General features: G+C 67.2%; 15 protein-coding genes and 1 pseudogene. 6 read left to right on the forward strand and 10 right to left on the reverse strand.

Annotated features, from left to right (window positions below):
* Positions 1-194: IS3 family transposase (locus ACIHCL_RS09515; protein ID WP_399859005.1), on the reverse strand; the 194-nt coding region annotated here is incomplete at its 3' end.
* A 137-nt stretch (positions 195-331) separates the two neighbouring features.
* Positions 332-658: a transposase gene (locus tag ACIHCL_RS09520; protein WP_399859008.1), complete on the reverse strand. Its 327-nt coding sequence runs from the start codon at positions 656-658 to the stop codon at positions 332-334.
* A 74-nt stretch (positions 659-732) separates the two neighbouring features.
* Between ACIHCL_RS09520 and ACIHCL_RS09525 the strand changes: the two are divergent.
* Positions 733-1,304, forward strand: a pseudogene (locus ACIHCL_RS09525) (IS3 family transposase); the annotation flags it as partial.
* Between the two features lie 131 nt (positions 1,305-1,435).
* On the opposite strand, the gene acnA reads toward ACIHCL_RS09525, so the two are convergent.
* Genes acnA through ACIHCL_RS09545 form a run of 4 tightly spaced genes read right to left on the reverse strand, consistent with a single transcriptional unit; the run spans position 1,436 to position 6,901 of the window.
* Complete coding sequence (gene acnA / locus ACIHCL_RS09530) at positions 1,436-4,060, reverse strand: aconitate hydratase AcnA (protein ID WP_399859011.1); 2,625 nt, start codon at positions 4,058-4,060, stop codon at positions 1,436-1,438.
* Positions 4,061-4,089: 29 nt separating this feature from the next.
* Positions 4,090-4,923, reverse strand: coding sequence for a citryl-CoA lyase (locus ACIHCL_RS09535; protein WP_399859014.1), 834 nt, complete (start codon positions 4,921-4,923; stop codon positions 4,090-4,092).
* Positions 4,920-6,125, reverse strand: coding sequence for a CaiB/BaiF CoA transferase family protein (locus ACIHCL_RS09540; RefSeq protein WP_399859015.1), 1,206 nt, complete (start codon positions 6,123-6,125; stop codon positions 4,920-4,922). Before ACIHCL_RS09540 ends, ACIHCL_RS09535 begins: the two co-directional genes overlap by 4 nt.
* The gene (locus ACIHCL_RS09545; protein ID WP_399859018.1) at positions 6,122-6,901 is read right to left on the reverse strand and encodes an IclR family transcriptional regulator; all 780 of its coding nucleotides are present in this window, start codon (positions 6,899-6,901) and stop codon (positions 6,122-6,124) included. The genes ACIHCL_RS09540 and ACIHCL_RS09545 overlap by 4 nt, the downstream gene beginning before the upstream one ends.
* Before the next feature lie 165 nt (positions 6,902-7,066).
* Here ACIHCL_RS09545 and ACIHCL_RS09550 point away from each other — a divergent pair, with 165 nt between their 5' ends.
* From ACIHCL_RS09550 to ACIHCL_RS09570, 5 genes are read left to right on the forward strand one after another with little or no spacing between them, the layout of a single operon-like run.
* Entirely contained in the window at positions 7,067-8,500 is a 1,434-nt protein-coding gene (locus tag ACIHCL_RS09550) for an FAD-binding protein (RefSeq protein WP_399859020.1), read from the forward strand.
* Positions 8,497-9,852 carry an MFS transporter gene (locus ACIHCL_RS09555; RefSeq protein ID WP_399859023.1) on the forward strand — a complete coding sequence of 452 codons (1,356 nt, stop codon included), beginning with the start codon at positions 8,497-8,499 and terminating at the stop codon, positions 9,850-9,852. Before ACIHCL_RS09550 ends, ACIHCL_RS09555 begins: the two co-directional genes overlap by 4 nt.
* A gap of 44 nt (positions 9,853-9,896) precedes the next feature.
* A complete protein-coding gene (locus ACIHCL_RS09560; RefSeq protein ID WP_399859026.1) occupies positions 9,897-11,417 on the forward strand; it encodes an aldehyde dehydrogenase in 1,521 nt (506 codons plus the stop codon).
* A gap of 45 nt (positions 11,418-11,462) precedes the next feature.
* The gene (locus tag ACIHCL_RS09565) at positions 11,463-12,251 is read left to right on the forward strand and encodes an electron transfer flavoprotein subunit beta/FixA family protein (protein WP_399859028.1); all 789 of its coding nucleotides are present in this window, start codon (positions 11,463-11,465) and stop codon (positions 12,249-12,251) included.
* 48 nt (positions 12,252-12,299) lie between these two features.
* A complete protein-coding gene (locus ACIHCL_RS09570) occupies positions 12,300-13,262 on the forward strand; it encodes an electron transfer flavoprotein subunit alpha/FixB family protein (RefSeq protein WP_399859031.1) in 963 nt (320 codons plus the stop codon).
* A 797-nt stretch (positions 13,263-14,059) separates the two neighbouring features.
* On the opposite strand, the gene ACIHCL_RS09575 is transcribed toward ACIHCL_RS09570, so the two are convergent.
* From ACIHCL_RS09575 to ACIHCL_RS09590, 4 genes are read right to left on the reverse strand one after another with little or no spacing between them, the layout of a single operon-like run.
* A complete protein-coding gene (locus ACIHCL_RS09575; protein WP_399859033.1) occupies positions 14,060-15,415 on the reverse strand; it encodes an MFS transporter in 1,356 nt (451 codons plus the stop codon).
* Positions 15,416-15,447: 32 nt separating this feature from the next.
* Complete coding sequence (locus ACIHCL_RS09580) at positions 15,448-16,389, reverse strand: 3-carboxyethylcatechol 2,3-dioxygenase (protein WP_399859035.1); 942 nt, start codon at positions 16,387-16,389, stop codon at positions 15,448-15,450.
* Positions 16,386-17,276 carry an alpha/beta fold hydrolase gene (locus tag ACIHCL_RS09585; protein ID WP_399859037.1) on the reverse strand — a complete coding sequence of 297 codons (891 nt, stop codon included), beginning with the start codon at positions 17,274-17,276 and terminating at the stop codon, positions 16,386-16,388. The genes ACIHCL_RS09580 and ACIHCL_RS09585 overlap by 4 nt, the downstream gene beginning before the upstream one ends.
* A gap of 29 nt (positions 17,277-17,305) precedes the next feature.
* A complete protein-coding gene (locus tag ACIHCL_RS09590; protein WP_399859038.1) occupies positions 17,306-19,201 on the reverse strand; it encodes an FAD-dependent monooxygenase in 1,896 nt (631 codons plus the stop codon).
* Positions 19,202-19,526: the final 325 nt, after the last annotated feature.

The following is a 19,526-nucleotide window of genomic DNA, read 5'->3' on the forward strand; positions in this document are numbered from 1 at the left end:
GGAATCGTGGTGACCACCTTCTTGCCGCGGACGGCGCCGGCGATGCCCAGCTCGCGCATCAGACGTTCGACGGTGCAGCGGGCCACCGTGTGACCGTGCCGGTTCAGCTCCCGCCAGATCTTCCTCGCCCCGTAGACACGGTAGTTGTCGGTGTGGACCTGGCGGACCAGCTCCTTGAGTTCCGTGTCCCGCACGGTACGGGCGGACGGGACGGCCAGTCGTTTCTTTTGGGCGTAGTAGGTGGAAGGGGCGATCTTGCAGTCGTGCTCGGTGAGTGTCCTGCAGATCGGCTCGACCCCGCCGAAGCGGTCCCGGTGCTCGTCGATGAAGGTTACGAGCGCGTGTGTGGCCGGTCGAGCTCGGCCGCGAAGAAACTCGCCGCCGCCTTGAGGATCTCGTTCGCCCGCTTCAGCTCGGCGATCTCCTTCTTCATCGCCTTGAACTGGGCCGATTCCTCCGTCGTCGTCCCCGGCCGCGTCCCCGCATCGATCTCGTGCTGCTTCAGCCAGTTCCGCAGCGTCTCGCGGGAACCGATGCCGAGCTTGTCGGTGACCGCCTGCAGAGCGGCCGTCTCGTTCGGGTAGTCGCCGCGCACCTCGGCAACCATGCGCACCGCACGACGGCGGAGCTCAAGCGGGTAACGGGAAGGTCGTGCCATGACTCGATCCTTTCATGAAATCGAGTCTCCATTCGAATCGGGGCGGTTCACCCCGACGAGCCAAAGTCAGTATGGACCCGGCCGCGGAGAAAGCCCCCGACCTGATCGGCCGCGACTTCACCGCGAGCGAACCGAACACGAAGTACGTCGGCGACAACACTTATCTCCCGTTGGAGAGCGGGAAGTTCCTCTACCTGGCCACCGTCATCGACCTCGCCTCGCGCCGCCTGGCCGGGTGGGCGATCGCGGATCACCTGCGCACCGAGCTTGTCACCGACGCGCTGGCCACCGCCGAGCGATGCCGGGTCAGCCTCGCCGGGCGGTCATACACACCGACCACGGCGCCCAGTAAACGAGCCGGGCGTTCGCCGACGCCTGCCTCAGAGCCGGCGTCCGCCAGTCCATGAGCACGATCGGCTCCAGCGCGGACAACGCGCTCGCCGAGTCCTTCAACGCGACGTTCAAACGCGAGACGCCGCAAGGCCGCAAGAGCTGGTCCAGCGAGCGCGAGGCCCGCCTCGACGCGTTCCGCAGGCTGCACCGCTACAACACCCGACGCCATCACTCCGGCCTCGGGCACCGCAGCCCGATCGCCTACGAGGCAGCGTCCGGAACAACATCAACTACGCTGACAGCAGGCGCATAAGCCCTGCCCAGGATCCGGGGTCAAGGCCCGAGGTCGCCAGGCCTGCCTTGTTCGAATCGGTGAGCGCGCGTTCCAGCAGCCCGTTGACTGCTTGCCGCGCGGCCGGGCGCCTGCCCGGCCGCGCAAAACCGTCAGGCGAGTGTATCCGCGGCTTCCGCCAGGATCTTGGGGAGTAGGCCGCCATGACTCAGCCATACGGTCTCATCCTGGGTCATCACACTACTGAGAAGGGTGACCTCGATAAGGAGCCGGCCGTCCTTGAAGACGCGGAGGTTGGCGCGACCGCCTGGCTGCAGAGCGTTCTCCGCCCCGATCAGGTCGAACGTCTCCTCGCCGCTTATGTCGAGCACCGCGTCAGGGGGAAGCTGGAGGGGGAGAATACCCATGGCGGCGAGGTTCGTCCGGTGGATGCGTTCGAAACTTCGAGCTATGACGGCGTGCACTCCCAGCAGGCGAGTGGCCTTGGCAGCCCAGTCACGTGCGGATCCCGCACCATAGCCGTACCCGGCTACAACGACCGCAGGCTCTCGTCGCTCGGCGTAGAGCGCGGCTGCTGCGGACACCGGAAGTACTGTTCCTTCCGGGAACAGCCGGGTTCTGCCGCCTTCCGTATCCAATAGGAGGTTGTGCAGGCGAGGATTGGCGAAGGCGCCGCGCACCATCACATCGTGGTTGAGGCGCCGCGCGCTGAAGCTGGCGAATCGGTGTGCGGGCACGCCTCGTTCGCCGAGCCAGTTGCCCGCTGCGGATCCAGCGGTTATCCGGGAGACGGGAGAGATGTGGTCGGTGGTCACGGCATCGCCGAGTACCAAAAGAGGACGCGCGCCACGGATGTCGCCGGTGACAAGGGGCCGAGCGAGGGAGTCGTCGAAGAACGGTGGCTTGCGGATGAACCCTTCCTCGGAATCCCAGTCGTAATCCTCGGAGGTGGGGTGGTCGATGCTGTCCCACAGGGACAGTTCGATGTGTCGAGGCTCTCCCGGGAGGCGGTGCCCGCTTCGGTTTGCCGAGCCCGTGGCGATGACCTCGTCTATCTCTGCGTCGCTTGGCCATAGATCGGACAGGTGCACGTCCTGGCCGTCAGGGTCCTGGCCGATCGCTGCCGTCTCCAGGTTGACTGCGACGGTGCCGGCGAGAGCGAAAGCCACGACGAGAGGAGGTGATGCGAGATAGCCCAGCTTTACTGAGGGGTGGATTCTGCCCTCGAAGTTCCGGTTTCCGGAGATGACAGCTGCGACCTCCAGCTCTTGTTCTCGTACGGCCTGTTCGACGGCCGGGTCGAGGGGACCGGAGTTGCCCATACAGGTGGTGCAGCCGTGGCCTACAACGTGGAATCCGAGCTGGTCCAAGGAGCGCTGAAGACCGGTGGCCGTGAGCAGCTCACCCGCTGACCGCGAACCGGGGGCGAAAGAGGTCTTGACCAAGGGGGCGGCCGACAGCCCTTTGCGGATCGCATTGCGGGCCAGAAGGCCGGCGGCGACGAGCGCGCGTGGATTGGAGGTGTTGGTGCAGCTCGTGATGGAGGCGATCACGACATCGCCGTTCGCGAGAGCACGGCCGTCTCGTTGGCCGGTCAATGCGGTGAAGTACGAAGGGACTTGGCTGAGCGTCAGCTTTTGGTTCGGGCGATGCGGTCCGGCGACAGTCGCGCGTACCGTGGAGAGGTCGAACTCGATGACATCGTTGAAGTCGGGTTCAGGCGTGTGGGAGCTGCGGAGCATACCTTGTGCTTCAAGGTATGCCCTGACAAGGGCGACATGTTCATCAGCACGGCCGGTGGCACGCAAGTAGGCCAGCGTTGCTTCGTCCGCCGGGAAAAAGGCCATGGTCGCGCCGTATTCGGGGGCCATGTTGGATATGGTGGCGCGGTCCGGGACGGACAGCCGGTGCAGTCCGGGACCGCAGAATTCGACGATCTTCTGCACCACCCCGTGTTCCCGCAGCATGGCCGTGAGGGACAGCGCCAGGTCCGTGGCCAGCACCCCTGGTTGCAGGCTGCCAGTCAGACGCAGCCCGATGACATCAGGCACCTTCAGGGCGTTGGGCTCGCCCAGGGCGGCGCCGGTCGCTTCGATGCCTCCGACTCCCCAGCCGAACACCGACAGCGCATTGATCATGGTGGTGTGGCTGTCGGTGCCCAGTACAGAATCGAAACCGGCCAGAGGGCGGCCATGGTCGTCGCTGGTGACCGAGACGACTTCGGCGAGCTTCTCCAGGTTCAGCTGATGGCAGATGCCGGCTCCTGGAGGGATGATCCGCAGGCCCGTCAGCCGTGTCTGTGCCCACCGCAAGAACCGGTACCGGTCTTTGTGGCGCTCCATCTCCAGGGCCAGGTTCTGTTCGGCGGCCCGGGGGGTGCCCCAGTGGTCCACCTCGACGGCGTGATCCACCACGAGGTCCATCGGAAGCCGGGGCCGGACACGCTGCGGATTCCCGCCGCGCTCCCGGACAGCCGCCTGAAGAGCCAGCAGGTCGGCGAGAACGGGCAGTCCGGAGGCGTCCTGCATCAGGATGCGCCGGGGAAGGAACGGCACGGTGTCCGAGTCCGGGCCCCTCCGGGTGATTGCGGCGACGGACGCGGCGGCGTCACGGCTGTCCGCAGTCTGCCGCAGCACATGCTCGACCAGAATTCTCAGGGAGTAGGGCAGACGGGAGATGGGCCCAGCGCCGGCTGCCTCGGCCGCCGGCAGGCTCACGTGGTCGATCCGGTCGAACCCCGGGATGGGAACACGGCGGTTGGGGAAGGCGTGTGACATCGACGGTCGGTCTCCGGGAGGTGTGTGAGTCATCGGCCCGTAGTCACGTCCCGCATGGCTGCACCGTGGTAGGCGGCGAGGAGCGGCGGGGGGATGGGCCCCTTGATGCGCCGCCCGCCCTCTTTCTCCTCCCAGGCATGCGCCAGGATGCCGATGGAGCGGGAGAGAACGAACAGACCGCGGCCGAGCTCCGGAGCGAAGCCCAGCGAGCTGTAGATGATGGCTGTCGCGCCGTCGATGTTCATGGGGACGGGGCGGGGACGTCCGGTTGCCAGCTGCCGTTCTATCTCCAGCCCGATGTCCTGGAACGTTGCGTCCACGATGCCGTTCTTCACGGCGTCGGTGAGCGCATCCATGAGTGGGTCCCGACGCGGGTCGCGGGGGTGGAAACGGTGTCCGAAGCCGGGTACGTATCGGCCCGCGGCACGGATCTCGGCGAGTGCCTCGGCGACGGCGTCGGCGAGCGGGGCCGCGGAGCGCTCGAGGCGGTCACGGATGTCGGTGAGGACCTGCATGCACTGCTGGCCGGCGCCTCCGTGCACATCTCCGAGGAGACCCACTCCGGTCGCCACGGCGCTGTTGAGGCCCACTCCGCAGGTTGCCGCCATGCGCGCGGCCGCGATCGACGGCGCTTGCGGACCGTGGTCCACCGCGGCAACCAGGGCCCTCTCCAGCAGAGCCGACTGACGGGGGTCGGGCAGCTCGCCGCGCAGCATGAGCCAGATCGTGTCGGTGAACGAGACGTGCTGGATGAGCTGCTGGATCGGATACCCGCGCAGCCGGATGACTCCGGGACTGATGTCGGAGATCGCTGTGCTCCACCACTGGGTGACCTGGTCGATGGTCATGTCCTGGGTGCTCATATGGCTCCGTTCTCCCGCAGCCGGGCAATATCGTCCGGGGTGTAGCCGAGGGCTTCCAGTACCTCGTCGGTGTGCTCGCCGAGTCGGGGCGGCGGCCCGGAGGGAGCCACGCTCTCGCCGTCCACATGAGCCGCGCTGCCCAGCAGAGTGAGTTCGCGGCCTTCCAGCGCCGGTGTGGCCACACGGTGCGTGAGCCGCCGGTGGACAACTTGAGGCGAGTGGAGCGCCTGCGGGACGGTCAGCACCGGTGCCGCGGGAACGCCGGCCAGGACCAGCACCTGGTCCCAGTGCTCGGCGGGCCTGGTCCGCAGTGTCTTCTCCAGCTCCTTGCGCAGGGTGTCGCGGTTGTTCTTGCGGGCCTCCCTGCTGACGAACCGCGGATCGGTGGTGAGTTCCTGCCGATCCAGCGCGGCGCACAGGGCCTCGAACTGCTCCTGCTTGTTGGCGGCGATGTTGAGCTGGCCGTCAGCTGTCTCGAAAGTGCCCGAGGGGGCGGAGGTCCGATTCTCATTGCCCATGGGCGTCGGCTCGCGGCCCGCGATCAGGTAGTCGGAGACGACCCATCCCATGGAGGCCAGGGTGGCGTCCAGCATCGAGACGTCGAGGTAGGCGCCCTGACCCGTGCGGTGCTGCCGCAGCAGCGCGGATGCCACGGCGAAGGCCGCCACCGTTCCGCCGATGCTGTCGCACATGGGGTAGCCGACGCGAAGCGGTGCCGTGTCCGGGGTGCCGGTGACGCTCATGGCGCCCGACAGCCCCTGGATGACCTGGTCGTAGGCGGGCCGTTGCTTCATCGGGCCGTCGGCGCCGAATCCGGACAGAGCGCAGTAGACCAGACGCGGGTTGATCTCGTGCAGCCGGTCCCAGCCGAAACCCAGTCGTTCGAGGACGCCGGGCCGGAAGTTCTCCAGCAGTACGTCCACCTCGGCGACCAACCGGGCGAAGACTTCGCGGCCCTGCTCGTGCTTGAGGTTGAGCGTCACGGAGCGTTTGCCGGCGTTCTGGGCGAGAAACGACACTCCCAGGTTCTGGTCGCTCAGCTCGGGGTCTGCGCCGAGCTGCCGGGCCAGGTCGCCCGCGCCGGGTACTTCGAGTTTGAGCACGTCGGCGCCCATGAGGGCGAGCTGGTAGCCGGCGAAGGGGCCGGACAGAACGTTGGTCATGTCGAGGACGCGCACGCCCTCGAGAAGTGCTGGACTCACAGGAATGCCTCCACGGTTCCCAGTCCGCTGTTGGTGATCTGTGCGGCGGCGCGGGTGACGGCTGGCAGATAGTCGCCGACCCGTTCGGCCGTGAACCGGGACGTGGGGCCACTGGCTGAGAGGGCCGCGATGATCCGGCCGTCCTTGGAGCGGACAGGCGCGGCGACGGATGACGCTCCGAACTCGCGTTCTCCGTGTGTCACCGCGTAGCCGGTCTCGCTGACGGCAGCCACCTGCCCTTTGAGAGCCTCTATGTCCACTTGGGCCTCCTTTGCTGCGAGGTCGTCGAACACACTGGCGGGAACGCCGCCGAGGAGCACTTTGGAAGCTGCACCTGCTGTGAGCGGCATGGCTACTCCCACTTCCACGACACTGCGCACGGTCGCCGTGCCCTCCTCCTGCGCGATACAGACACGGTGGGTGTCCTGACGGACGTAGAGGTTGGCTGTTTCGCCGCACTCGTCCACCAGATCGCGCATCACGGCGCGTGTCTCGGCGTTCACCTCCCACAGGCTCTGCGAGAGCCTGACCCAGCGCAGGAAGCCGGCACCCGGGCTGTAGACCGTCTCGCCCGTGGAGGCGACGAGGCCGAGTGACGTCAGCGTCGTCAACAGCCGGACGACCGTGGTCTTGGGCAGCCCGGTCAGTTCCGTCAGCTCACGCAAGGTGCGGGTGGGGTGGTGGGCGTCGAAGAGCTGTAGCAACTCGGCCGCGCGGGTGACGCTGCGCACCCCGTCGGTCCGTGCCGACGTCGAGGTCTTGTCGTGTGTACTCACAGCAGCATCGTAAACCGTTGTGCGGTCTAAATAAACCGCTTGATGGGTTGTGTGAGCCAGATGGTCGTGTTTCGATGTGCACCGCAGAGCCACGACGAAGAAATGGTTTCGTCATACCGCTCTGCGGTCGCAGTCGCGAGACATGCATCATGCAAGGGCAGGGACATGGACGAAATCCAAGTTGATCTTGTGGTTGTTGGTTGTGGCGCCGGTGGTCTGGCCACCGCCGTGCAGTTCCTCGAATCCGCGCCGGGCGCGCGCGTAGTCGTACTGGAACGCGCGCCGGAGCACCGCCGTGGCGGCAACACGGCCTGGACGGGCGCGTTCTTCCGGCTTCAGCCGGACGGCACCCCCGCGCCCGACTTCGAGGAGCGGATGCACGAGCTGAGCCGCGGGCTGACCGGCAAGGAGATCATCAGCACGCTCAGCGCCAACGCCAAATCGACCCTGGAGTGGCTGAACGCTCAAGGCGTCGAGACGATCTCTGGTCCCACGTACTTCCTCACCTCCAAGGGGCCGCGTCTCATGCCCGCAGGAGGCGGCGGGGCCATCGTTGACAGGCTGTGTACTCGTGTCGCCGAGCTCGGCGGCGCCATCGAGTACGAGGTGACCGCCACTGCTCTCCGCCAGAGCGAGGACGGGAGCGTCTGCGGGGTTGTGGGGACGGACACCAGCGGCCAGGAACACTCATGGCAGGCCTCCGCGGTCGTCCTCGCCTGCGGTGGATTCGAGGGCAGCGGGCAGCTCCTGAGGGAACACCTCGGTGAGGACACGCCTGACCTGCCGACCATCACCCCGGGCGGCAGAGCCAACCAGGGCGAGGGCATCGTCATGGGGATTGAGGCCGGAGCGGACACCGACGGACAGTTCGACCGCTTCCACGGAGAGCCGGTCGACCCCCGCACCCGCAGCGCCGAGGCGCTCGTCATGGTCTACCCCTACGGCATCCTCGTCGACCACCGAGGCCGGCGCTTCCTCGATGAAGGGGCCGACACCCCGGACAACACGTTCGAAGACGTGGCCTACCGAATCTGGCGTGACGCCGACCAGTTCGCCTTCGTCATCGCCGACCAAAAGCTCATGCGGCACGATATCGGCCGCGCGGTGCTGACCGACAAAGCCCCAGAGACCGCGCCTACGCTCGAAGCGCTCGCGGCCCGCCTCGACATCGATCCCGCCGCACTGCGCGCGACGGTGGATGCCTACAACGCCGCTGCCGTGCCCGGAGACCTGGACATCACTCAGCTCGACGGAGTGACCACCACGGGCGTAGAACCCCCCAAGTCCAACTGGGCTCGCCCCCTCGACAAGCCTCCGTATGTCGCATGGCCGGTGACTTGCGCAATCACCTTCACCTTCGGAGGCCTGCGCACCGACGCCGAAGCCCGGGTTCTCTCCAGAAACGGCACACCCATCCCAGGCCTGTACGCCGTCGGCGAAGTTGCTGGCATCTACCACCACGCCTACCCCGGGGCCACCTCCGTCCTGCGCGCTCTGGTCTTCGGCCGCATCGCCGGCCGACAGGCCGCCGCCCGCACCTCCGCCGGCCGAGCCGGCCAGCCGGACGCACTTGCCCAGCACGAAGGAGCGGAAAGATGAGCACCCGCCCCACGGCTGCGCAGGCGTCAACCGCACGCCGCGCCGCGCTGGCCAGCCTCGTCGGCACGACCATCGAGTGGTTCGACTTCTTCATCTACGGCACGGCGGCCGCCCTCGTCTTCGGTGACCTGTTCTTCCCCGCAGTCGACGAACACTCCGCCCGGCTGGCCTCCTTCGCCACCCTCGGGGTCGCCTTCCTGGCCCGCCCGATCGGTGCCGCGGTCTTCGGACACTTCGGCGACCGTCTCGGACGTCGGGCGACACTGGTAACCACCCTGGCGCTCATGGGCGCAGCTACGGGCCTGATCGGGTGCCTTCCGACCTACGACACCATCGGGGTCTGGGCACCGGTGCTGCTGATCGTCCTGCGTCTTCTGCAAGGTGCCGCTGTCGGAGGCGAATGGGGCGGCGCGGTCCTGATGTCGGTCGAGCACGCCCCCGCCTCACGTGTCCGCCTCTACGGCGCAGCACCCCAGATCGGCAGCCCCTTGGGCCTGGTGCTGTCCACGGCGGTCATGTCGGCCGTCGCCGCCCTTCCCGAGTCGAGCCTGCTGACGTGGGGCTGGCGCATCCCCTTCCTCGCGGGCTTCGTGCTGGTCCTGGTCGGCCTGGTCATCCGGCTCGGCGTCGAGGAGTCGGACGACTTCCAACGGCTCAAGGAAGACGGCAGGACGTCACGCCTTCCCCTGCGTGACGTGTGCACCCGAGCGTGGAGACAACTGCTCCTCGGCATCGGCCTGCAGGCATCGGTGAACGTCGTCTTCTACGTCATCTCGGTGTTCTTCCTTTCGTACGCCAGCAACGCCCTGGGCTTCCAGCGCACCACGGCCTTGCTGATCGTCAGTTTCGCCGCGACCGTCGACCTGCTCGCCCTGCCCCTGTTCGCCCATCTCAGCGACCGGCTCGGCGCACACCGGGTGTTCACCGCAGGAGTCGCCTTCACCGTCATTGCGGCCTACCCCTTCTTCTGGCTGGTGAACTCGGGCAACACCATGGTGGTCACCCTGACGGTCACTCTGATGATGGTGTGCGCACACGCCACTACGTACGCCGTGATCTCCAGCATGACCGCAGGGCTCTTCCACTCCAGCGTCCGGTACAGCGGCACCTCGCTGAGCAACGCCCTGGGCGGGCTCGTCTTCAGCGCCCCCACGCCACTCATCGCCGAGGCCGTTATCGGCCCGGACGGCACCCGATGGTGGCCCCTGGGCACCATGGCGGTCATCGCGGGAGTGATCTCGCTGTTCACCATACGAGCCATGCCTCGGACGGCTTCGCACCACGACAGCCGCGAACCGGCAGACGGCGCCATCCCTGTCGGCACCACACCGCAGGGCGGCAGCCCGGCTTGACCGGAACCGGACCCTCCCACCCTCATATCGATCGGAGCCACATCATGACGACGCCCCAGAGCCCCTCTGCCACCAGCTCTGACGGCCGCGAGCACTATCAGATGCTGATCGGCGGCCATTGGTGCGACGCCGCCGGCAGTCGGCGCTTCGACTCCATTAACCCCTTCGACGGTAACCACTGGGCCGATGTCCCATTGGCGGGAGAAGGCGACGTGGACGCCGCCGTCCGCGCGGCGCGAGCCGCCTTCGACAGCGGACCCTGGCCCGCCACAACCCCCGCCCGGAGGGCCCTCCTGCTTCGCCGTCTCGGCGACCTGATCACCGAACGGGCCGACGACCTCGCTCGGGTCCAGGTCCTTGAGAACGGCAAGCTCCTCCGTGAAGTCGCCGGCCAGACACGGGCTCTGGCCGGGCACTGCTACTTCTACGCAGGCGTAGCGGAGACCATGCATGGTCAGACCCTCGCCAGCAGCGTCCCCAACATGCACGTCTTCACGGTGCGGGAGCCCATCGGCGTCATCGCGGCCATCACCCCGTGGAACAGTCCGCTGGCTCTGCTCCTGTGGAAGCTGTGTCCCGCGCTCGCCGCTGGCAACACCGTGGTCATCAAGCCGTCCGAGATCACCCCGGTCTCCACCCTCATTCTCGGCCAGCTGATCACCGAGGCCGGTTTCCCCGCCGGAGTCGTGAACATCGTGACCGGTGAGGGCACCACGGGGGCGGCCCTCGCCCGGCACCCCGGAGTGGACAAGATCGCCTTCACCGGCTCGACCACAGTCGGCAAGACCATCGCGGTGACCGCTGCGGAACGACTCGCCCGCGTCTCCCTGGAACTCGGCGGAAAGTCACCGAACATCATTTTCTCCGACGCGGACCTGTCCAACGCCGTCAACGGCGTCCTGGCAGGAGTCTTCGCGGCGACCGGGCAAACCTGCATGGCAGGCTCACGGGTCCTGGTGCAACAGGAGATCTACGACAAGTTCGCCGCGGCCCTCGTGGAACGCACCAAGCAGATCAAGATCGGCGACCCCCTCGACCCTGAGACCGAGATGGGCACCGTCGCATGCCAGGCCCAGCACACCAAAGTCCTGAACTACATCGCGATCGCCCAGGAGGAGGGCGCCACCCTGCTGGCCGGTGGGAAGCGTCCCGAGAGTCCGGCCCTTGAGAAGGGCCTTTTCGTCGAACCGACCATCTTCGGGGACGTCACCAACGACATGCGTATCGCCCGGGAAGAGGTCTTCGGCCCGGTCGTCGTGCTCATTCCGTTCAGCGATGAGGAACACGCCGTCCAGATCGCCAACGACACCCCCTTCGGCCTGGCCGCCGGCGTCTGGACCACGGACGTCGCCCGAGCCCACCGCATGGTACGGCGCTTGCGTGCCGGAACTGTCTGGGTCAACAACTACCGCAAGACAAACTATGTCGCGCCCTTCGGCGGTTTCCAGGAAAGCGGCCTCGGCCGTGAGAACGGGATCGACGCCGTCAACGAGTACACCGAGGTCAAGACAGTGTGGATCGACATGGGCAACCGCATCACCGATCCCTTCAACCCTCGCGCCTGAATTCCGTCACTCCACCACCATGAACCAGCAAGCAGGGAAGACCGCGTGAGCATGAAAGTCGTAGTCACTGTGAAGTACGTGCCCGACGCCACTGGCGACCGGCACTTCGCCGATGACCTGACCGTGGACCGGGACGATGTGGAGGGCCTGCTCTCCGAGCTCGATGAGTACGCGGTCGAGCAGGCGCTGCAGATCTCGGAGAACTCCGACGACGACGTGGAGATCACCGTCCTAACGGTGGGCCCGGAGGCCGCCAAGGACGCGCTGCGCAAGGCGCTGTCCATGGGCGTCGACAAGGCGATCCACGTCGAGGACGACGTATTGCACGGCACCGACGCGATCGGAACGTCGCTGGTGCTGGCGAGAGCGCTCGAGAAAGCCGGGTATGACGTAGTGCTGTGCGGGATGGCGTCGACAGACGGCGCGGCGGGCGTGGTTCCGGCGTTGCTGGCAGAGCGCCTCGGTGTGCCACAGGCGACACTGCTGTCGGAAGTCTCCGTCGCGAACGGCAAGGTCAAGGGCCGCCGCGACGGGGATGCGGCAACTGAGCGGCTGGAGGCCTCACTGCCCGCAGTGGTCTCGGTGACCGACCAGTCGGGTGAGGCGCGGTACCCGTCGTTCAAGGGAATCATGGCGGCGAAGAAGAAGCCGGTCCAAACCTGGGATCTGTCCGACCTGGACATCGAGGCGGAAGAGGTCGGCCTCAGCGGCGCGTGGACCGTGGTCGACACGGCGACCGAGCGTCCAGCCCGGATCGCGGGCACGGTCACCGAGGACGAGGGCGAAGGCGGCAAGCAGATCGCCGATTTCCTCACGGGCCAGAAGCTCATCTGAGCCGCTGGCCAACCGCCCACATCTGTAGCAAGCAGGAGAAGAAGTCTCATGGCTGAAGTTCTCGTCTACGTCGACCACGTAGATGGCACAGTCCGCAAATCCACCCTGGAGCTGCTGACCCTGGCCCGCCGCATCGGCGAGCCGGTCGCCGTCGCCCTGGGCAACGGCGCGGCCGACACCGCCACAGTGCTGGCCGAGCACGGCGCGGTGAAGGTCCTCACCCACGACGCCCCCGAGTACGCCGAGTACCTGGTCGTGCCGAAGGTGGACGCCCTCCAGGCCGCAGTCGAGGCCGTGTCCCCGGCCGCCGTGCTGGTGCCGTCCTCCGACGAGGGCAAGGAGATCGCCGCCCGCCTGGCGCTGCGCATCGGCTCGGGCCTCATCACCGACGCCGTCGACCTGGAGGCCGGCGACGAAGGCCCGGTGGCCACGCAGTCGGTGTTCGCCGCCGCCTACAGCACCAAGTCGCGCGTCTGCAAAGGCGTGCCGGTTATCACGGTGAAGCCCAACAGCGCTGCCGTGGAGGCCACCACCGCGGCCGGCACCGTCGAGGCGCTACCGGTGGCCTTCTCCGAGAAGGCCACCGGTACCAAGGTCACCGGGCGGACACCACGCGAGTCCACGGAACGCCCGGAGTTGACCGAAGCCGCCATCGTGGTTTCCGGCGGCCGAGGCGTAGGCAGCGCGGACGACTTCGCGCTGATCGAGACCCTCGCCGACTCCCTCGGTGCGGCCGTCGGCGCCTCGCGTGCGGCGGTGGACGCAGGCTGGTACCCACACACCAACCAGATCGGCCAGACCGGTAAGACAGTCTCGCCTCAGCTGTACATTGCCGCGGGCATCTCCGGCGCGATCCAGCACCGGGCAGGTATGCAGACTTCGAGGACCATCGTGGCCATCAACAAGGATGCCGAGGCGCCCATCTTCGAACTGGCCGACTACGGTGTGGTCGGCGACCTGTTCGACGTCGTGCCCGCGCTCACCGAACAGATCAAGGTCCGTAAGGGCTGAGTGTTCTGACTGCTGATGCAGCTGGGCGGTACGGGTCCCGGCCTGAAGGCCAGCTTCCGCTGTGTCACTGCCTGTTCCGTCGGCCGGATCGTACGCGGCGAGCCCTCTCCGGACCTCGCACCCTCGCCCGGCTGGAAGTGCCCCCCGTCATGTTTATCGCGGTCCTGCAGGAGGGCCGCTGGCCTCCGGGCCCGGCATGACTGTGTCCCCCTGTCGAAGGCATGACCTGGGGGCGGTGTCACCGGGCCCGAGGGCCGAGCCCGCCAAGCCGTCGAACCCCGAACCCGCCGAACGCCGAACCCGCTGAGCCCGCCGTGAGAACCGCCTCGGGAGCCGTGGGCCCGGGCGGTGGCGGGACGAGTCCGTGACCGGATCCCGCCAGGCATCATTTCGCCACCGCCGAGCTCCCGAAGATCGTGCCCGTGAACGGTTCCGGTGCTTCGGCGTGGAGTGCGATCGTCATCCCTGCAGGTCTTAGCCCTGCCCCGGAAGGGAGGTGAGGGTGCGCCACCGCCGATTGCGCGCCAACTCCCCCTTAAATACTGGTCGGTACGCACGTAATTCCTCCCTCGCCACCGGACCGCTGATCCACCAGGTCCGTGACGGCCGACCCCCGCAGCCGTGAGGCCCGATTCGCCGGGCCGTCCGCACGTCGGGCAGCCCGGCCGGGTGCGGCATCGCCCTGTGGGGTGCGCGTGACAGCAGTGCGGCTGTGCCACCACATACGTCCCCGGGCGGCGCCGTGCATCGGCAGCACCGTGGCCTCTGGCCAGATGCGGGGAGCGTGCGGTCGGTGGCTATGCGGTCGTGGAGGTCGGGGCCGCGTCAGTGGCTGTGGTGCCGCGGGGCACGGTTCCGTGTGGCTCGGGCCGTCCGAGGCGGCCGGGCAACAGGAGTACCGAGACGACCGAGATCGCGGCCACGATCAGCAGGTAGGTGACCACAGGGCCGCTGGTACCGTTGGCGGCGTACAGGACGGTGGCGATGGTCGGGGCGAACGCGGCCCCGCAGATCTGGGAGATGGTGTAGCCGACCGAGGCGCCGCTGTAGCGGACCTCCGGGGTGAACACCATGCTGAACAGTGAACCGGTGACGCCTCCGGCGGGTGCCATGGCGATGCCGAACACCATCACCAAGGCGATGCCGAAGGCCACCGGGGAGCCGGTGTTTATGAGTGCGAACGCGGGCGCGATCGTGACCAGCATCAGGACGGCGCCGAGCAGGTAGACGGTCTTGCGGCCCCAGCGGTCGGCGAGGGCACCGAACACGGCGTAGAGCACGACCGCGATCACGGCGGCGATGAACACGCCCATGAGGACCGAGGGCTGTGCGATGCCGACCTCCTTGGTGGCGTAGGACACCAGGTAGGACATGCAGATGTAGGCGAACACTCCCTGGCTGAGGTAGGTGCCGGCGACGAGCAGGATCTCACGAGGGTGGCGCCGCCACGCCTCGACGACCGGCAGTTTGATCTGCTCGGCCCGGTCACGCACGGCCTCGAACTCGGGGCTCTCGGCGATGGTGAGCCTGATGACCAGGCCAACGACGACCAGCAGCGCGCTGAACAGGAACGGCAGTCGCCAGCCCCAGCTCTCGAAGTGTTGGGGGCTGAGCTTGGTGGCCAGGAAGAAGGCGATGGTGGCCAGGCCAACACCGGCGGGCGCCCCCATCTGGGGGAAGGCGCCGTAGAACCCACGCTTGCCCTGCGGAGCGTGCTCGACGGCCATCAATGTGGCCCCACCCCATTCACCGCCGACGGCGAAGCCCTGCACCAACCGCAGCAGAGTCAACAAGATCGGGGCGGCCACACCGATCTGCGCGTAGGTGGGCATGAGGCCCATCAGGACCGTCGCCAAGCCCATCGTGACGAGCGAGATGACGAGCATCTTCTTGCGGCCGACGCGGTCGCCGAAGTGGCCGAATACGACACCACCGACCGGGCGGGCCAGGAACCCGACACCGAAGGTCGCGAACGACAGCAGCGTGCCCACCAGCGGGCTGGAGTCCGGGAAGAACAGCGCCGGGAAGACCAGCGCCGCCGCGGTGCCGTAGATGAAGAAGTCGTAGTACTCGACAGTGGTGCCGATGAAGCTCGCCGAGGCGACCCTCAGCGGAGAGGTTCTCGCAGGTGAAGGCTGGCTGGTGTAAGTCATGGGGTCTCCAAGGTGGATGTCAGCCGCAGCTGTCAGTCGAGGGTGACGGTGGTGAGCGCGAAGCCGGCGATGAGCTCGCGGATGGGCCGGTAGTAGCTGTACCGGACCGTGTAGGGGCCGGCTGCGCCGAGCGCGGCGTACCCGGCGATCCAGGTGCGGACCTCGTGGGATGAGTTGCCGGCGATCCGGGTCATCTCCTCCGGAGTCCAGGCATCGATCGGGGTCAGGTCGCCGGAGGCTACGATCCGCAGCAGTTCTTGGTCCCATTCGGGGGCAAGGTCCTGAATGGTGGCGGTGCCGGCTGCGAAGTCGCGTGCGGCATCGATGACGCGCTGCTGACGTGCGGCGCGGGCTTCCGGCGAGAGCGGGCCGGTCTGTCCGAGCAGCATGCTCCGCTGCTCGGGGGTAGCGGTCGCGAGCCGTGGCACGGGTGGGTCGTGGGACAGGCCGCCGGAGGAGATCAGCAGCACCTTCTTGTCCAGCGTGGCCAGATGACGTCCAACGGCTTCGCCAAGGAGCCGGACCCGCCGCAGCGGCGTGAACGGCGGCGCGACGGAGTTGATGAAGATGGGGATGAACGGCTTGGCTGTGGCGTCGCCGTAGAGGATCTCCATCGGCTGGACCGCGCCGTGGTCGACCTCCATGTCCAAAGAGACGGTGAGGTCGATGCCGTCGGCGAGCACCGCTTCGGCGAGGCCCCTGGCAAGGTCTTCGGGGACGTCGAGGCGGGCTGCCTGGGTACCGTAGTCGCCGATGCTCCGGGCGGCGTAGCCGATGCAGAAGGCCGGCATCAGCCGGTAGAAGAACCCGTTGTAGTGGTCGGGTCCGAGGTTGACCACCAGGTCGGGGTCGAATTCGTGGACGAACCGGCGGGCCTCGGCGAAGGCGTCTTCGAGCTCTTGCGAGACGTCGGCGGGGAGGTCGGCGTAGTCCAGGAGCGGGCTGTGGCTGGTGGCCAGGAGAGCGAGCGTCATGACCGCACCTCTCCCCCGGAGCCACCGAGGAGGAATTCCAGGTGGATCCGGTTGAAGGTCTCGGTGTCCTCGTACTGGGGCCAGTGGCCACAGTTCTCGATGACCTCGAGCCTGCCGTTGGGGATGAGGGAAGCGATCCGGCGGCCCTCGTCGACCGGTCCCGAGGGGTCCTTGGTGGTCCAGATGACCAGGGCGTCGGCCTTGATCGAGCGCAGGTCATCGTCGCTGATCATGTTTCGCTTGCGGATCTCGAGGTCCTGCAACGCCATGTTCATCTCGCACGCCTTGAGCCAGCCGGGCTGTTCGAAGATGGCCTGGCGGGTGCGGATCAGGTCGTCGGTGACCATGGTCGGGTCGGCCATCAGCCACTCCAGCCGGGCCTTGACCCGCTCCCAGGACGGGTCCTTGGCGGCCTCCGTCGACAGCGTGTAGAGCCGCTCCATGACGGCCGGGTTGGCCATGGTGCCGCCCATGGTGTTGAGCACGATCTTCTCCACCCGGTCGGGGTGCAGCTGTGCGAAACGGGCCGTGACCCAGCCACCGAGGGACTCGCCGCTGAAATGGGCCTTCTCGGCGCCGAGGGCGTCCAGGACGTGGTTGACCTGGTCGATGTAGTGCGGGATCTCCAGCGGGTGTTCGGGCTTGGTGGAGTAGCCGTGGCCAATGAAGTCGATCGCCCAGACCGAGAAGTGCTCGGCGTGCGCGGCAAGGTTGCGGACGTATGCCTCGGCATGGCCGGTGATGCCGTGCAGCAGCAGGACAACGGGCTTGGAATCGTCACCGGCGTGCAGGTAGCGGGTCCGGTAGGGACCGGCCTGGAGATAGCCCTGGGAGAACTCGACCTGAGCCAAGTCGCTCCAGACGCTGGAGTAGGGACGAGAGGTCACGGGTGCTCCTTGTGAGAGTCGATACGGGCTCAGGCGTCGGCCGTGTCGGGAGTGTGCATGGGGACGGTGATGTCGACCGACCGGGTGCTGTACTGGTGCCAGCCGCCGGCGGCTTCGGTCTCGTCGACGAGGCGGTTCGGGCGATCGAGGACCTTGCAGAGGGCCTTGTCGAGCAGGGCAAGGGCCTCGCCGGTGTCCCAGACCTCGGCGTTGTGCCGCCAGGCGACGTAGCCGTCGGGGCGGACCAGCAGGGCGCCTGCCTCAGGGATCTCGCGGACCCGCTCCCAGTACCCGTAAGGGTCGATTGCGCCAGGCTCGCCGACGACCACGGTGCGCAGAAATGGCAGGTCGAGCTTCTCGGCCGCGTGCTTCCAGGCGGCACCTGCTATGCCGGTGAGGAGGGTCATCTGCCCCTTTCCGGTCACATCGAGAGTTGAGATCCGGCGCCCATCGCCACCGACCAGCCAGGCGTGCGGGATCTTGGCGCCAGGACGGGTCGTTGCCTGGAGGTAGAGCTCGCGATGCCGCGACCAGTCTTCTTCGCCGACAGCGAGGTCGGGGATCACCGCACTGGACTCATAGCGCTGGTTCAGTTCGACGCCGTGGGCGTTGAACTCGGTGTTCTTCAGTTCCAGCGCCTCGTACAACCGCTCCCGCAGTGCGACTCCCTCCGGAGTCGGCTCCTTGAGCTTGGCAAGCCCCGCGGTGACCTGGTCCTCGGCATCGTGGTCGAACCACTCGCGCAGGTTGGCATAGTCCTTGCGAGACTGATTCGCCCTGGCGACGATCTGTTTCCCGACGGGCACCCGCTCGTCGGAGTACGACTCAAGCAGTCCCGGACCGGCATGCCCCTTGACGGCGAATGCGATCTTCCACGCGAGGTTGAAGGCATCTTGCACCGAGGTGTTCGACCCGAGTCCGCTGCTCGGCGGGTGCCGGTGCACGGCGTCGCCGCCGCAGAACACCCGGCCCCGGGAGTACCGGGTGGCGTGCTGCTGGTTCACGTACCACAGTGACTTGGTGACGATCTCCGGCTGTAGGTCTGGATCACCGACGAGGGTGCGGATCTGCGCGATGACCTTGTCATCGGACAGGTCCGGCTCCCCAGCGGCCATGTCAAAGCCCCAGCCAGCGATCCACTCCTCCCACGGTTGGATCGCCCGAAGCACGCCCATTCCGATCTCACCGAAACTGGCCTTGGAGTTGAAGATCCAGTAGAGGATGCTCGGCCGGTGCTCGGTGTACCGCGACAGGTCCGCGCGGAACCGGATGTAGGCCGTTCCGGCTCGGGCGAGCTCGCCCTCCAGCGGAAGCCCGAGTTGGTCGACGATACGAGACCGTGCACCGTCGAACCCGAGAAGGTAACGCGCGCGCTGGGTGAAGACCTCGCCGGTACGCCCGTCCCGGAAGCGAACCGTTACGCCGTCGGGGTCCTGGACGTGGTCCAGATACTCGGTGTTGAAGCTGACGACTGCACCCCGGGAGGCTGCGGCATTGACGAGGATCGGTTCCATCAACGGCTGGGGGAGGTCGAGCATGGGGCACGGGCTGCCCGTGAGGTAGTCGCCGTGGCGCTGGTCGCCCGTACCCCAGGTCTGCAGACGGAGGATCTCCTCCCCAGCCAGGCTGGTCGTGAACAGGGTGTCCCCCATCTGGTCCCAAGGCGTCGCCTGCTTGCGTGCGGTGTCCTCGATGCCGAGGTCACGGAGGACCTCCACGGCCCGCTGGTTGGTGATGTGCGCCCGGGGACCGTTGGCGACCCACGGGAACACCGTCACTGCATGGACGCGCACGCCATACGTCGCGAGTGCGGCGGCGGCGACGCCGCCGGCCGGACCGACGCCGACGACGACGACATCCGTGTCGAAGCCACTTCCGTCGGACGGGAACGGCTCGAAGAGCGGAGCAGGGAGCGAAGTATTCATGGGGACCTCGGTGAGTGCGCGAAGCAGGCAATCGATCAGCAGATCGTGACGACATCACCAGAACTAGCATGCCAGTTAGCCTGGGTCAATCAATTGACCAGACGGACTCCCAGCAGCGCCAATCGACATTTTCGCGGAAAAATCGACTGAAACCCTTGCGGCGATCACCACGCCTGACCTATGGTCGCCAGCCAACTAGCAGGTCAGTTGCTGTCGCGTGTCGCCCGATCAAGGGGTCCATCCATGAAGCTGAACAAGTCCACGTCGGCGCGCCGACGGTGCTTTCGCCCCCTTCTTCACGCCGAAGTCGAGCGCCGGGGGAATC

Source organism: Streptomyces sp. NPDC052042, assembly GCF_044548345.1.
Classification (GTDB): domain Bacteria; phylum Actinomycetota; class Actinomycetes; order Streptomycetales; family Streptomycetaceae; genus Streptomyces.